Genomic DNA, 13,044 nt, shown 5'->3' on the forward strand with positions numbered 1-13,044 from the left:
CTGCGGGAGCAGGGTGGGATGGTGAGCAGCGCCGGCCCGGGACAGGCCCCGGCGGCCGGCGCAGCCGCCGTCCGGGCAGTGGGAGCAGCTCTCCGGGCAGTGGCGGGCGCCGTCCGGCGAGTGGCAGCAGGCCCCGCCGCCGCCTTCCCCGCCGCCCGCGGGCGGCGGCGGGCGGCGCCGGGGCACGACGGCCATCGCGGTCGTGGTGGCCACCGCGGTGCTCGCGGCCGGTGTGATCACCGGCGTGGTCCTCCTGGGCGGCGACGACGGCAAGGACGAACCGACCGCCGGCGGCGACGCCGGCACCGAGTCCCCGACCGACCCTTCCACCGGACCGGACGGCGGGGACACCGGCGGCGACGACCTGCCGCCCGACGACCCGCGCCGGGGCGTCGCCCAGATCCCGGACCCGGTGGTCGCGCCGGACTGGCAGGTGCAGACGATAGAGAACCGGCACAACGCCTTCGACGTCCCGCCCGACTGGCAGACCGGCGGCGAGAGCGACATGATCGGCTACGCCGACGAGAACGCCGAGGACGACGACGGCTTCGCCGACCCGCTGGTCTCCATGTCGGCGCCCGCCACCTACATGGACGGCTGGTGCGCCGAGGCCGAGTACGGGGTGAGCTGGCGCGCGGTGGCGGGCACCAAGGGTGGCCAGGGCGCCACCGGCACCGCCGAGGCCGCCCGCAACGAGGCCGGGAGCTGGGCCCTGGCCGCCTACGACCAGCAGGAGCGCGGCACCCTGCGGGTCACGGAGTCCGAGCCGTTCACGAGCGAGCACGGCATCGAGGGCCACACCGCGACCGCCACCATCACCGGCGTGCCCGAGGACCCGGAGGACCCGTGCGGCTCGACCGAGGGCAAGGTCGTCACCGTCTCCTACATCGACCTCAACAACGACCTCGCGACCTGGGTGCTCGTCATGGACACCGGTTTCGACGGCGAACTGGACGACGAGACGGTCCGGTCCATGATGAACAGCCTGCGCCCGTTCCCCGCCGAGGACGCCGGCTGACGGCCCCTCAGCCGACGGTGAACGTTCCCGACGGAGGGCGCGGCGACGGTACGGCCGCGCCCTCCGGGACCGGGAGCGCGTCCCCGACCAGTGCGGCCAGCGCCTCGCCGTGCACGGCCCGCGCCGGGAACACGTCGGCGGCGGCCAGGCGGGACAGCTCGGCCACCGGCAGCGGGGCCCGCGAGGCGACCAGCACCGTGTTGCCGAACCGCCTGCCGCGCAGCACGACCGGCTCCGCGATCAGGCACATCTCGCCGAAGACGGCGCCGAACGTGGCGAGTTGGGAACGCAGGAAGGCGAACGGCGCGGCGTCGGCGAGGTTCGCCGCGTAGATCCCGGCCGGCCGCAGCACGCGGGCGACGTCCCGCGCGTAGCCGAGCGTCGTGAGATGGGCGGGGATCAGGGCGCCGCCGAAGACGTCCCCGACCACCACGTCCGCGGAGGCGGGCGCGGCGGCGGCCAGCGCGTCCCGGGCGTCCGCGATCTCCACCTCGATCCCCGCGTCGTCGGGCAGCGGGCAGCACTCGGCGATCAGCGCGGCCAGCCCCCGGTCGGCCTCGACCACCCGCTGCGCCGACCCCGGCCGCGTCGCGGCGGCGTAGCGCGGCAACGTCAGCGCGCCGCCGCCCAGATGCAGCAGGTCGAGCGGACGGCCGGGCGGCGCGGCCGTGTCCAGCACCCGGGCGAGCAGCCGGACGTACTCGAACTCCAGGTACGTCGGATCGTCCAGGTCGAGATACGACTGCGGCGCGCCGTCGACGGTGAGCAGCCAGGCGCGCGGCCGGTCCACGTCCGGCAGCAGGCGGGCGGTACCCAGATCGGTGGTCCTCGTCACCGGAACGGTCTCGTTCACTCTTCCATTGTGACCGGTGTGTCCCGGTCCGCGAGCCCGGGTTCACGGGCATCGCCCGGCGTGGCTTAAAGTGATCTCGCTCAACCCCCCGTCACCCTTTCGGCACTACCCCGGGACGCTGTCACCTTCATGTCTTGGTTCGAATCACTCGTTCTCGGGCTCGTCCAGGGGCTGACGGAGTTCCTGCCGATCTCGTCGAGCGCCCATCTGCGGCTGACGGCCGTCGCGTTCGGCTGGAAGGACCCCGGCGCCGCGTTCACCGCGGTCTGCCAGATCGGCACCGAGGCCGCCGTCATCATCTACTTCCGCAAGGACATCGCGCGGATCCTCTCCGCCTGGTTCCGGTCGCTGACGGACAAGCGGGTCCGCTCGGAGCCGGACGCGCGGATGGGCTGGCTGGTCATCGTCGGCTCGATCCCGATCGGCGTGCTGGGCGTGACGCTGAAGGACGCCATCGAGGGCCCGTTCCGCGATCTGCGGCTCATCGCCGTCAACCTGATCGTGCTGGGCATCATCCTGGGCGTCGCCGACCGCCTCGCGGCGAGGGACGCGACCGGCGGCCGGCACCGGGCCGTCAAGGAGCGCAAGACGCTGGAGCAGTTGAGCGTGCGGGACGGCCTGCTGTACGGGCTGGCCCAGGCGATGGCCCTGGTGCCCGGCGTCTCCCGCTCCGGGGCCACGATCCCCGGCGGCCTGTTCCTCGGCTCCCGCCGGGAGTCGGCGGCCCGGTACTCGTTCCTCCTGGCCATCCCCGCCGTGCTGGCCTCGGGCCTGTACGAGCTGACGGAGATCGGCGGCGAGGACAGCCATGTGTCGTGGGGCCCGACGATCTTCGCCACGGTGATCGCGTTCTTCGTCGGCTACGCGATCATCGCGTGGTTCATGAAGTTCATCTCGACCCGCAGCTTCATGCCGTTCGTCTGGTACCGCATCGCCCTCGGCGTGGTCCTGCTCGCCCTGATCCTCGCCGGAACCCTCGACCCGGACGCGGGCGAGGAGATCGGCGAGCACACCGAAGTGACCGACGCCCGCGCGTTCTAACGGTTCCGGCCCCGGTCGCCCGGGGCCGGTCCGTTCAGCGGCGGGCCGGGGGCGCTTCGCCCACCAGCTCGTGGTCGGCGAAGAAGCCGAACGGCTTGACCAGTTCGGTGGCGATCCGGCGGGAACCGTCGAGCTTCTCGCCGAGCAGGGGAGCGCCGTCCTTCAGCCTCCGCCGGATCCGGGCCGCGGGCTCGCCGTCCGGCTCCGCGGTGCGCTCGACGACCTCCCACTCGTGGTCGAAGATCCGGTAGGTGTCCCCGAGCCGCGGTTCGCGGTAGCCGACGGGACGGTGGCGCAGGGAGAGGTCGTGCAGGAAGGCGTCGAACGCGGCCAGGGCCTCCTCCTGGGAGTTCCAGGTGGCGGGCAGCGCCCTCTGTGCTTCCAGCAGGTGGTAGGTGGCGAGCCCGACCTGGAAGTTGACCCTGAAGGTCCGGGTGCCCTGGTCCTCGTCGCCGTGGGACGAGACGGCCATGCCGTAGATGTGCTCGGGATTGATCCAGGAGGTGCCGTAGTCGGTGGAACCGACCTTGATGAAGGTGGGGATTCGGGTCATGGGGATCTCCGTGTTTCCGTGAGGGATGGGAAGGGGGCCCCGGCCGCCGTGGTTGCGCAGGGGCGGCCGGGGCTGCTCCGGCGGCGCGCGGCAGCCGGCCGCCACCGGAGCGGGAGCGCCACCCGGGACCGACAACCCGGGCGGCGCGGGTCCACCCGCCGGACGTGTCACCTGGCGGGCGCGGGGGGTCAAGGCGCGGTCGGCCGCCGACCGGGCGCGCGCCCACGGGGCGGGCAGTGCGGGGCACACGCGCGCAGCACGCACCCGTGCACGTCGGCCACGCGGCGTGTGGCCGAAGTTGGCTTGTTACCGAGCCACTCCGCGCAGAGCACGCAGTCCTTGGCCGCCCACTGCCGCAGCGTGAGCCGTTCGAGATCCATCCCGGCCAGCTCGGTCGGGAGATGGATCGGAGGCTCCGGACACACGTGGGTGGTGCCCTGCTCGTAGACGCCGGGGCAGACGTCGCAGCGGACGAGGCGCCGGGTCAGGCCATGGGACCGGATGTCAGGCATAGGTGCCTCAGAGCGGTGTCGCCCGCAGAGCCTCAAGGAGCCGGTCCGCGTCGGTCAGCGTGTTCCCGGGCGGCACGAGCCATCTGGTTCCGGGCCCCGCCTGCCACTCGCCCGGAGGAACGGCGATGACGTGTCCGGGCGGCGGCACCAGGACGCCGAGGGCGACCTGATCCCACCCCCCGGCGCCGCCGGGCGCCACGAGCCACGTGTACAGACCGGCGGCCTGGTCGTGGATGACGGCACTGCCGTAGGCAAGGCGGGTGAGGACGTGACGGGCACGATGCTCGGGAACACGGACGGCATCCCACCAGCGGCCACACGGCAGCTTTCGCACACCTTGATCGCTGGTGGGCATCCACACATGCGTGGGAAGTCGGGCCTGCACGCTCTTACCCCGGCTCTCGTCGGTGATCAGGTACACACCGACCGTAAGAGCGGGCGCCATGGGGAGGGGGCAGAGAATCTGCCCCTCGCACAGTCGTTCAGGCCGTCAGCATGCCCAGCCGCACCGCCAGTTCAGCCGCTCTGCGGCGACGGCCCGGCGACTTCGCCTCCGTCTCTTCCAGCACGATCCGCCGTCCGTAGCCGCTGTACCGGATCGTCTCCGGAGCCGCCGCGAACGCCTTGTCCAGCATCGCCAGCGCCACCTCCGGCTGTCCGTCGAGCTGGTAGCCGCGCGCCTCCTCGATGCGGTGCCTGGCCCGGCGTGGGCGGGAGCGGATCGTCATCGCGTCCGCCCGGGCCGCCTGCCTCACCGACTCTCCGCCCGCGTGCAGTTCGACGGCCACGGTGACCGCGTGCGCGCCCATCACCGCCCGGGAGAAGGAGGTGACGGGGTGGTAGTAGTCGGCCGGGAGCTTCTTGGCGATCGCTCCGGCCTTGTCCCAGAAGGCCCAGGCGTTGCCGGTGTCTCCCCGGCGCGCGGCCGTGTGTCCGGCCTCGAACCGCAGCGCGCCGGTGATGGCCCGCACCTTGACGTCGGCGTCCGGCAGGAGCGGTTCCAGGTAGCGCAGTGTCTCCATCGTCACCATGTCGGCCGCATCGAGGTGCGCCGCGTCGCGATGGGCCTGGGCCATCAGCCACGCCGCCACTCCTATGGCGTGCGGGTCCTCCGACTCCTGTGCGGCGACCATGCCGCGCTCGGCGACTCGCCACAGCATGGCCGAGTCCGGCTGATAGGCAAGGAAGAACTGGCTCAGGCTGTAGGTCTCGGCGAGAGCGGCTTGTGCCGCGCGGCGCTGCGCGGCGCTGTCGGCCTGCCGGACGGCGAGCTGGGCGTCGCGGATCAGGCTCGGCAGGAGTTGGCCGATGACATCGCGGTGGTTGGGTGCGGAGTGACGGGCCGCCCAGGCGCTCTCCAGGCGCGCGTGGAGGTGCGCGGGTGGGGGCGCTTCGCGGTCGCCGGGACCGAGGGGGTAGGCGTTGATGACGGCGGCCACGGCAGGCAGGCGGGCATGGCCGGGACCGATGAAGAGGGCGGTGGGCATGGACTGATCGCCCGTCAGCTCCGAAAGGTCACGGACACGCAGGGCCTCGGCGATGCGCAGGATGACCGGCAGCTTCGGGGTCTGAAGGGTGCCTTGCTCGATCTGTTTGACCCAGGAGGGGGACATACCCACCAGTCCGGCGAGGACGGGGCGGCTCATCCCGCGCCGCGTGCGGAGAAGTTGCATGCGCTGACCGAAGGGGAGCGGCTGAGGGTAGGGCTCCGGAGTGGCGTCAGATGACACGGCCTTGCCTCTCTCTGAACAGCTCGACACCGTCAGGGTAGGCGCACGGACGTCCTTGTGGGCCGGGGTCGTGAGGACAGGGGTTTGCGAACCGCGCCCGCGAAGTCCGGCGCGCTCCAGCCTCGGAACAGCCCGCCCAGCATGCGCCACCTCGACGACGGCCTGTACGGCTGGGGAACCATCCTCACCGCTCTCGCGCGTTGAGGGTGGCGATCCGCTCCGGCAGTTCGGTCAGCTTCTCGATCCGCAACGTCGGCAGCGCCATCGCCAACGCGGTGTTCCACTGGATCGTGGCCCACGGGCCACGTCGGATCAGCGCGGTCCGCATCCCGGCCGCCAGCGCGGGCGCGACATCGTTGTCGGTCCGGTCGCCGACGTACAAGATTTCGCCCGGCTCGAAGGGGGCCGCCTCGGCGACCCGGACGAAGAACTCCGGATCGGGCTTCGAGGCGCCCCAGTCGTCCGAGGTGCCGATCAGGTCGACATCGGTCGTGAACAGCTCCCGCAGCAGGCCCCCGGCCCGTACCGTCTGATTGCCGGCGATGCCCAGCCACAGCCCCGCAGCGCGCAACTCGGCGAGGGCGGGCCGCACGTCGGGGTACAGGTCGTCCTCTCCGAACGCCTCCGGCTGCCCGGCCTGCGCCCGCTTCTCCCGCTCGGCGTACAGGTCGAACCCGGGTCGGAAGCGCTGGAAGGTCTCCCGGTAGTCCAGACCCTGGGCTATACACGCGCCGAACTGAGCGGCGAAGGTGTGCCGAGGCACGCCGAGCCAGTCCGCCCAGGTGCCGTACTCACGGGTCTCATCGACCAGGCACTCTCCGACGTCGAACACAACCGCACGGATCATGCCCGGAAGCGTACCGGCGTGGGGGCAACTGCCTGCCACACGCCGGGTGATGTGCGGGGGGCTGGGGCTACCCTCGGTGTCGCTCGCACCGCGCGCCCCTCTCCAGTCTCTGGAGGGTTCCTGCGCCGAGGCCCGCCAGGTCAGCGAGTTCGGTCTGTGTCACTCCGAACGGTATCCGGGTCCCCTGATTCCCCTACTATCGCGACGAGTTCGGCCAGGCTGTCGATGCTCCAGTTCGCGGCCCGCCTCACCTCCGGGTCGTCGGCCCACCAGTGCCCCCAGGGACCGCGCCGGATGTGTGCCGTCAGCAGGCCACAGTTCCCGGCCGGGAAGGTGTCGTTGGCCGGGTGGTCCCCGACGTACAACACCTGATCGGGCTGACACATCGCCAAGCCGACAACGCGCAGGAAGAACTCGCCTGATGGCTTGGCGACGCCCCACTCGCCTGACGTCGCGACCGCATCAACTGGAAGGTCCAGGCGGCGGATCAACTCGCCCGCACGAGCGGTCTGGTTGCCCGCGATCACCACCCGAACGCCCCGTCGGCGGAGGTCGGCGAGCACGGGCCGCACGTCCTCGTACAAGTCTTCCTCCTCCAGACGTTCACCCCGCCCGGCCTTCTCCCGGGCGGCGCGCTCCGCGTCGAGGTCGATACCGGGCCTCAGCATTCGTAAGGCGTCCGCGTTGTCACAACCTTGGACGACGACAGCGCCGACCAGTGCGGAGAGGGTGTGCACGGGGACGCCGAGCCAGTCGGCCCACGAGGCCCAGTACCTGTCGTCCCTCGTGATGGTGCTGCCGATGTCGAGTGCCACAGTTCGGATCATGCCGCCAGGGTAAGGAGCCTGGCCGACGCCCTCGCCTATTGAGAGACGAGAAGGTTCCCCCGCACACTCCGGGTGGTGCGCAAGGGGCTGGTGAACGCACCCACGCCGCGATTCGACGCGCTTTTCGTGCAGTTGATCTGTCAGCGAGCTGTATCCACCGATGACTCCGCCCTGCGGCGGGTGATCACGCCCTCACAGGTACGTTCGCGTCCGCATGGAGTGGGAGGACCACGCCTCGTCACCTTCACGCCACTTCGAAGAACCGGGCCAACTGCCGCTGCTGTGGGCCCGATCGGCGCCGCTTGCTCGACCGCAGTACCGTCTGGAAGGTGTCCGCCGCCATCCGCTGATGGCGCAGCCACTCCGGTGTCTCGTCCAGCAGCCCGGCCAGGATCGCGGTCGCGTCATCCGGCTGCCGCAGCATCGCGTGGGCCTGCGCCACATCGAGCAGGTGCCGACGCATGAACGTTCGCGACGCCTTGGGCATCCTCGCGGACAGGGCCAGCACGCGGCCCGGGCGCTCGGCGACGAGCTGGTTCTCGATGCCCTGGTACGCGACCGTCCGCCAGTCGAACCGGCCCCAGGACGACATCTCCAAGGCCCCGCCAGCGCCGAGAGCCGCGCCCGCCGTCTTCGCCAGCCTCAGATACTCCCGGGCCTCGCGTGGCCGGTTGTTCCTGGCCGCCGCGGCGGAGGCGTGCATCAGCAGCTTCCCCCACGCGCCGAGATTCGTCGGCGACGCCCGGGAGATACGCGGCTCGATCACCTCGGCCGTCGTGGCACTGACCTGCTCGGCCTCGTCCAGCCGCCCCTGACGCATCAGCAGCCAGCCTTGCTGGTAAACGGCGCCGGCCACGACCGCGCGGTCCCCGACCGTGTCGGCGTCTCGGACCGCGTCCCTGAGCGCCACGTGCGCCAAGTCGTAGGCGCGGACCTGAGTGAGGTAGCGGCCGGCCATCTGGAGCACGATCGCGCGCAGCCGGACCGCGCGGTCGTGATCGCGGCTGTCGCGGAAGTGGCGGGCTGCGACGTGGGAGGAGCGGACCAGCGGCGGCAGGAGTTCGGCCACCTCGTCGTAGTCGTCACGGTGGTAGGCGCGGGCGAGGTCGGTCGCGGTCTGCTGAAGCTGGTCGAGGTCGGGTTCGTCGGTGGCGGCGGTGTCGAGGTGTCCGGCGAACGTGGCGGGGGGCGCGATGGCCTGCCGGAGCGGCATCAGTGCCAGGTTGTCGTCGTTGGTCCGGCGCCGCTGGTGAGGGCCGCCGGATTCGAACAGGGTGGAGGTCCGGACCTTCAGGGCCCGGGCGAGCGCGTGGTAGGTCTCGATCCGGGCAGAACCGCCGCGTTCGATCTTCTTCACGACGCCGAGGCTGAGGCCGGCACGTTCGGCCAGCGCTTCCTGGGTCATGCCGCGGGCGCGGCGGAACTCTCGCAGGCGGTCGCCGGGGAGGGGAGAGTCATGCACGGAAGTGCCCCGTCCTGTGCGGCTTGCTCGTCACTCGCCAGCATAGGGCGGGGCGTGATCGCGTGTCCCGGCTTGCGCCTGCCGACTGCGCCAGGAGGGCCGTCGCGCTGTCGGCGGCGGAAACGGCCGGTTCGGAACTCTTCCTCCGGAAGCGGGGTGCGGTGACACGAGGCAGCCGTTCGCCGGGGGCGGTGGCTTGTGGTAGATGGCGGTCATGAAGCCTGTGCTCTATCTGCTCGTCTGTGCCGCGCCACCGGTCCAGTTCGTTGACGGCGTGATCCGCGATGCCCAGGCGAAGGGGTGGGAGGTTTGCCTCGGGTTGACACCGACGGCCGCGACATGGCTTGAGGAACGTATCCCGGAACTGGTGGAGTTGACCGGGCGCCCGGTGCGGATTGCCGCTCGTCGGCCGGGCGTGGACGACGGATGGCCTCCGGCGGATGTCACCGTGCTGGCCCCGGCGACGCTGCACACGGTGAACGCCACGGCGCTCGGCCTGACGCTGTCGTGGGTGGCGGCGTTCGCGTGCGAGGCGATAGGCAAGCGGTGGCCGCTGGTCGTGTTGCCGTGCGTGAACTCGGCGTATGCGACGCATCCGCAGTTCGGCCGATCGATTGCGACACTGCGAGAGGCCGGGGTCGAAGTGCTGTTCGGGGAGGGCGGATTCGTGCCCAACGAGCCTGGCAAAGGTCGGCCGGAGGCGTACCCGTGGCATCTCGCACTGGACGCTGCCGCGCGCCGCCGCCGCGTCGGGGAAAGGAACTGACGACCGGGACGCCGGGGGGTCGGTCAGGTGTCCGGTGGGAGGTCCAGTTCCGTCAGGAGGTCGGTGAGGAGTGTCGTGTCCGGGTGGTCCTCGCCGAGGAGCCGGAGGCGGCGGTCGCGGGTGTCGCGGGCCAGGGTCCGGGCCGCGTCCGTCTCGCCCAGGGTCATGAGGTCGATCGCCAGGTTGCTCGCGGTCCGCAGGGTCTCCGGGTGGTCGTCGCCCAGGACCCGCCGCCGGCGCCGGAGCGTGTCGTCCCCCAGGTCCCGGGCCGCCTCGACCTCCCCCAGGTCCGCCAGCCGGATGGCGAGGTTGCTCGCAGTCCGCAGGGCGTCCGGGTGGTCGGGGCCGAGCAGCCGCCGCTGGCGTTCCAGCGTGTCCTGCCCCAGGTCCCGCGCGGCCTCCGTCTGCCCCAGCCGCGCCTGCCAGACGGCGAGGTTGGTCGCGGTCCGCAGCGTCTCGGGGTGGTCGGGGCCGAGAACCTGCCGCATGCGTTCCAGCGTGTCCTGTCCCAGCTCCCTGGCCGCCTCGACCTCCCCGAGGTCCGCCATCCAGATCGCCAGGTTGCCCGCGGTGCCCAGGGTGTCCGGGTCGTCCTGCCCGAACGCCGCGCGCCACTGCTCGAAGGTCTCCTCCGCCAGCGCCCGCGCGGCCTCCACGTCCCCGAGGTCGCCCAGCCGGATCGCGAGGTTGTCCGCGCTGCGCAGGGTGTACGGGTGGCCGGGGCCCAGGACGCGGCGACGGCGGGCGAGGGTGTCCTCGTCCAGGTCGCGGGCGCGCGCGTGGTCCCCGGTGTCGCCGCAGGCGCGGGCGAGGTGGTGCGCCGCCCAGAGGGTGTCCGGGTGGTCGGGGCCCAGTTGCCGCAGCCAGACGGCGTGGGCCTGCTCCAGACGCGGCAGGGCCGTGTGGGCGTTGCCGCGGTCCATCAGGTACCAGCAGGCGTCGCGGACCGCGCTCCGTCCCTCCTCGGTGGCGAGGGCGGCGACATCCACGGCCAAGAGATGCGGGATGACGTCGGACCAGGCGGCCCACGTCGGGGGGTCGGCCGGGTCGCCGGGGAGCGCGGCGGTCAGCAGCGTCTCGGCGGCCAGGGAGGCGTCGGCGCGTTCCGCCGGGGAGAGCTGGTCACGGACCACGGCCTGCGTCAGGCGGTGGACCTGCACCGCGCCGTCCTGCACCCGCGCCAGCCCCTGCCGGGCCAGCGCGCCGAGCGCGTCGCGCGCCCGCAGCGGCTCGGCCAGCAGCCCGGCCAGCACGGGGTGAGGGGCGGCGACGGGGTGGGTGCACGCGTGCAGCGGAAAGGGCTCGGGCGCCAGCAGCGCGCAGGCCCGCAGCAGGGTGAGCGCGGCGGGCCGGACCTGGGCGAGGCGTTCGGTGCTCAGCCGGATCTGCGCGGCGAGCGACACAGGGTAGGTGTCGGGGTGGCCCGCGTCCAGCACGAGGCTGATCCGCTCCTCCAGCAGGCGCAGGCACTGGGCCGGGGTGAGGCCGTCGACCAGCAGGGCCGCCGCCTGGTCGAGGGCGAGCGGCAGGTCGTCCAGGGCCCGCGCCAGCAGGTCGGCGTCCGTGTCCCCGAGGTTCGGCACGCGGGCGCGCAGCAGGCTGACGGACTCGGCCCGGGCGAACGTGTCGACCTCGACGGGCATCGCGTGCACCGCCCAGTGCGGGTTGCGGGAGGTGATCAGCACGTGCCCGCCGCCCTCCGGCAGGTACGGCGCCAGCGCGGCGGGGTCCTCGGCGTTGTCGAACACCAGCAGCCACCGGCCGCGGGTGCGCAGCTCCTCGGCCAGCGCCTCGCAGGCGTCCTCGGCCCGGTCGTCGGGACCGGCGCTGCCGGTCCTGACCGCCAGCGCGGCGAGCTGCTCGGGGATCAACTCGGGTGTCTCGGAGCGGATCCACCACGCCAGCTCGTACTCCCCGGCGAAGCGGTGCGCGTACTCGATCGCGAGCTGGGTCTTGCCGACCCCGCCCCGCCCGCGCAGCGCGCGGACCGCGACCCGGGAGCCGCCGGCGAGGGCCCGCCGCAGGTGGACGAGCAGCGCGTCGCGCCCGCTGAAGCCCGCGTTGCGCTTGGGGAGGTTCCACACGCGGGGCAGGCTGCCGGGCAGGCGTGGCCCGGAGCCGCCCAGCTCGCGGAGCCGGCCGCCGTCCGTCGCGGCGGGGAAGGCCGGGGGGCTCCCGGGCCGTCGCGGTCCGGCCATGGCCGTCAGCAGCACGCGCCGCGCCTGCGGCTCGCCCAGGTTCACCAGGGAGGGCGCGATCAGCGCGCGGAGCATCGGCGGCGCGGGGGTGTCGTCGATCCGGACCGGGACCAGCTTCTCCCTGGCCGCGAGGACGGCCGTCCACTCCTCCGTGGTGAACCGCGCGCGGTCGAAGTACGCCTCCGAGAACAGCGCCAGCATCCGGCCGGCCGCGAGGGCGTCGTTCATCCGCAGGACGAAGTTGTCCCCGGCGGACCAGTCCCAGGTGTCCAGCTCCACGCTGTACCCGGCGTCCTCCAACTGCCACCCGGCCCATTCGGCCCACGCCCGGTCCGCACCGGCGTGGCTGATGAACACCCGTCCCGCGTCCCCGGTCATCCGGCCCCTCTCCCCGAGACTTCCCAGCGTAGGCCAACTCCCGCCCGCCCGGGGGAAGTCGGCGCGACCGCGGCGCGCGCGCCGCCGTTCACCCGCCCAGGTCGGGCAGATCGGGGAGGCGCCAGTCCACGGGCTCGTGGCCCTGGGCGGCGAGGGCCTGGTCGATCTGGGTGAACGGCCGGGAGCCGAGGAACTTTTTGGCCGACAGCGGCGAGGGGTGCGCCCCCTCGACCACGGCGTGGCGGGTGGTGTCGATCAGCGGGAGCTTCTTGCGGGCGTAGGCGCCCCACAGGACGAACACGGCCGGGTCGGGCCGGGCGGCGACGGCGCGGATGACCGCGTCGGTGAACCGCTCCCAGCCCTTGCCCTTGTGCGAGTTGGGCTCGCCGGCCCGGACGGTGAGCACCGCGTTGAGCAGCAGGACGCCCTGCTCGGCCCAGGGCATCAGATATCCGTGGCCGGGGATCGGGTGGCCCAGCTCGGCGTGCATCTCCTTGTAGATGTTCCGCAAGGAGGGCGGGACGCGCACCCCGGGGCGCACGGAGAAGCACAGGCCGTGGCCCTGGCCCTCCCCGTGGTACGGGTCCTGGCCGAGGATCAGCACCTTGACCCGGTCGAACGGGGTGGCGGCCAGGGCGGCGAACACCTCCTCGCGCGGCGGGTACACCGGCCCCTTGGCGCGCTCCTCCTCGACGAACTCGGTCAGCTCCTTGAAATACGGCTTGTCCAGCTCCTCGCCGAGAACGTCTTGCCAGGAGTCGGGCAGCATGCCGGTCACGTCGTCAACCTCCGGGGATGGGCGTCGGGTTGTCCCTCAGCGCGTACCCGCAACGTACCGTCCGGCACTGACAGCGACGGC

At 72.6% G+C, this 13,044-nt stretch carries 15 protein-coding genes; 3 read left to right on the forward strand and 12 right to left on the reverse strand.

Annotation, left to right across the window (positions count from 1 at the left end; genetic code table 11):
* Window positions 1-213 (reverse strand): hypothetical protein (locus BN2279_RS30515; protein WP_234347711.1); only part of this gene is annotated, 213 nt, incomplete at its 3' end.
* Between BN2279_RS30515 and BN2279_RS09800 the strand changes: the two genes are divergently transcribed.
* On the forward strand, window positions 203-1,018 hold the full coding sequence (locus BN2279_RS09800; protein WP_059008323.1) for a DUF8017 domain-containing protein: 816 nt from the start codon (window positions 203-205) through the stop codon (window positions 1,016-1,018). The genes BN2279_RS30515 and BN2279_RS09800 overlap by 11 nt on opposite strands.
* 7 nt (window positions 1,019-1,025) lie before the next feature.
* Here BN2279_RS09800 and BN2279_RS09805 read toward each other — a convergent pair whose 3' ends face one another.
* Window positions 1,026-1,871 (reverse strand): spermidine synthase, encoded by an 846-nt coding sequence (locus BN2279_RS09805; RefSeq protein ID WP_059008324.1) that lies wholly within the window; start codon window positions 1,869-1,871, stop codon window positions 1,026-1,028.
* A gap of 129 nt (window positions 1,872-2,000) precedes the next feature.
* On the opposite strand from BN2279_RS09805, the gene BN2279_RS09810 reads away from it, so the two are divergent.
* Window positions 2,001-2,912, forward strand: a complete 912-nt coding sequence (locus BN2279_RS09810; protein WP_059008325.1) for an undecaprenyl-diphosphate phosphatase — start codon at window positions 2,001-2,003, stop codon at window positions 2,910-2,912.
* A gap of 34 nt (window positions 2,913-2,946) precedes the next feature.
* Here BN2279_RS09810 and BN2279_RS09815 read toward each other — a convergent pair whose 3' ends face one another.
* From BN2279_RS09815 to BN2279_RS09840, 8 genes are all read right to left on the reverse strand, one after another.
* Window positions 2,947-3,465: a hypothetical protein gene (locus tag BN2279_RS09815; protein ID WP_059008326.1), complete on the reverse strand. Its 519-nt coding sequence runs from the start codon at window positions 3,463-3,465 to the stop codon at window positions 2,947-2,949.
* 188 nt (window positions 3,466-3,653) lie between these two features.
* Complete coding sequence (locus BN2279_RS29285) at window positions 3,654-3,977, reverse strand: hypothetical protein (protein WP_159037183.1); 324 nt, start codon at window positions 3,975-3,977, stop codon at window positions 3,654-3,656.
* Window positions 3,978-3,984: 7 nt separating this feature from the next.
* Entirely contained in the window at window positions 3,985-4,422 is a 438-nt protein-coding gene (locus BN2279_RS09820) for a hypothetical protein (RefSeq protein WP_059008327.1), read from the reverse strand.
* Between the two features lie 37 nt (window positions 4,423-4,459).
* Window positions 4,460-5,707, reverse strand: coding sequence for a helix-turn-helix domain-containing protein (locus tag BN2279_RS09825; RefSeq protein ID WP_059008328.1), 1,248 nt, complete (start codon window positions 5,705-5,707; stop codon window positions 4,460-4,462).
* A gap of 184 nt (window positions 5,708-5,891) precedes the next feature.
* The gene (locus tag BN2279_RS09830) at window positions 5,892-6,554 is read right to left on the reverse strand and encodes an HAD family hydrolase (protein ID WP_059008329.1); all 663 of its coding nucleotides are present in this window, start codon (window positions 6,552-6,554) and stop codon (window positions 5,892-5,894) included.
* A 67-nt stretch (window positions 6,555-6,621) separates the two neighbouring features.
* A complete protein-coding gene (locus BN2279_RS31455; protein WP_159037184.1) occupies window positions 6,622-6,717 on the reverse strand; it encodes a helix-turn-helix domain-containing protein in 96 nt (31 codons plus the stop codon).
* The gene (locus tag BN2279_RS09835) at window positions 6,695-7,381 is read right to left on the reverse strand and encodes an HAD family hydrolase (RefSeq protein WP_199827701.1); all 687 of its coding nucleotides are present in this window, start codon (window positions 7,379-7,381) and stop codon (window positions 6,695-6,697) included. Before BN2279_RS09835 ends, BN2279_RS31455 begins: the two co-directional genes overlap by 23 nt.
* A 244-nt stretch (window positions 7,382-7,625) precedes the next feature.
* A complete protein-coding gene (locus tag BN2279_RS09840) occupies window positions 7,626-8,843 on the reverse strand; it encodes a helix-turn-helix domain-containing protein (protein WP_234347712.1) in 1,218 nt (405 codons plus the stop codon).
* A 205-nt stretch (window positions 8,844-9,048) separates the two neighbouring features.
* Between BN2279_RS09840 and BN2279_RS09845 the strand changes: the two genes are divergently transcribed.
* The gene (locus BN2279_RS09845; protein ID WP_059008330.1) at window positions 9,049-9,609 is read left to right on the forward strand and encodes a flavoprotein; all 561 of its coding nucleotides are present in this window, start codon (window positions 9,049-9,051) and stop codon (window positions 9,607-9,609) included.
* A gap of 23 nt (window positions 9,610-9,632) precedes the next feature.
* Here BN2279_RS09845 and fxsT read toward each other — a convergent pair whose 3' ends face one another.
* Together fxsT and ung are read right to left on the reverse strand one after the other, a co-directional pair.
* Window positions 9,633-12,185, reverse strand: a complete 2,553-nt coding sequence (gene fxsT / locus BN2279_RS09850) for an FxSxx-COOH system tetratricopeptide repeat protein (RefSeq protein ID WP_059008331.1) — start codon at window positions 12,183-12,185, stop codon at window positions 9,633-9,635.
* 88 nt (window positions 12,186-12,273) lie between these two features.
* The gene (gene ung / locus BN2279_RS09855) at window positions 12,274-12,954 is read right to left on the reverse strand and encodes a uracil-DNA glycosylase (RefSeq protein ID WP_059008693.1); all 681 of its coding nucleotides are present in this window, start codon (window positions 12,952-12,954) and stop codon (window positions 12,274-12,276) included.
* Between the last annotated feature and the right edge of the window lie 90 nt (window positions 12,955-13,044).

The sequence above is a fragment of the Streptomyces specialis genome, from assembly GCF_001493375.1.
GTDB classification, from domain to species: domain Bacteria; phylum Actinomycetota; class Actinomycetes; order Streptomycetales; family Streptomycetaceae; genus Streptomyces; species Streptomyces specialis.

What these genes read in the sequence shown, in the direction of transcription:
- BN2279_RS09810 (WP_059008325.1), top strand. Translation starts at nt 2,001, where the DNA reads ATGTCTTGGTTCGAATCACTCGTTCTCGGGCTCGTCCAGGGGCTGACG.
- BN2279_RS09815 (WP_059008326.1), bottom strand. Translation starts at nt 3,465, where the DNA reads ATGACCCGAATCCCCACCTTCATCAAGGTCGGTTCCACCGACTACGGC.
- BN2279_RS29285 (WP_159037183.1), bottom strand. Translation starts at nt 3,977, where the DNA reads ATGCCTGACATCCGGTCCCATGGCCTGACCCGGCGCCTCGTCCGCTGC.
- BN2279_RS09820 (WP_059008327.1), bottom strand. Translation starts at nt 4,422, where the DNA reads ATGGCGCCCGCTCTTACGGTCGGTGTGTACCTGATCACCGACGAGAGC.
- BN2279_RS09830 (WP_059008329.1), bottom strand. Translation starts at nt 6,554, where the DNA reads ATGATCCGTGCGGTTGTGTTCGACGTCGGAGAGTGCCTGGTCGATGAG.
- BN2279_RS09835 (WP_199827701.1), bottom strand. Translation starts at nt 7,381, where the DNA reads ATGATCCGAACTGTGGCACTCGACATCGGCAGCACCATCACGAGGGAC.
- BN2279_RS09845 (WP_059008330.1), top strand. Translation starts at nt 9,049, where the DNA reads ATGGCGGTCATGAAGCCTGTGCTCTATCTGCTCGTCTGTGCCGCGCCA.
- fxsT (WP_059008331.1), bottom strand. Translation starts at nt 12,185, where the DNA reads ATGACCGGGGACGCGGGACGGGTGTTCATCAGCCACGCCGGTGCGGAC.
- ung (WP_059008693.1), bottom strand. Translation starts at nt 12,954, where the DNA reads ATGCTGCCCGACTCCTGGCAAGACGTTCTCGGCGAGGAGCTGGACAAG.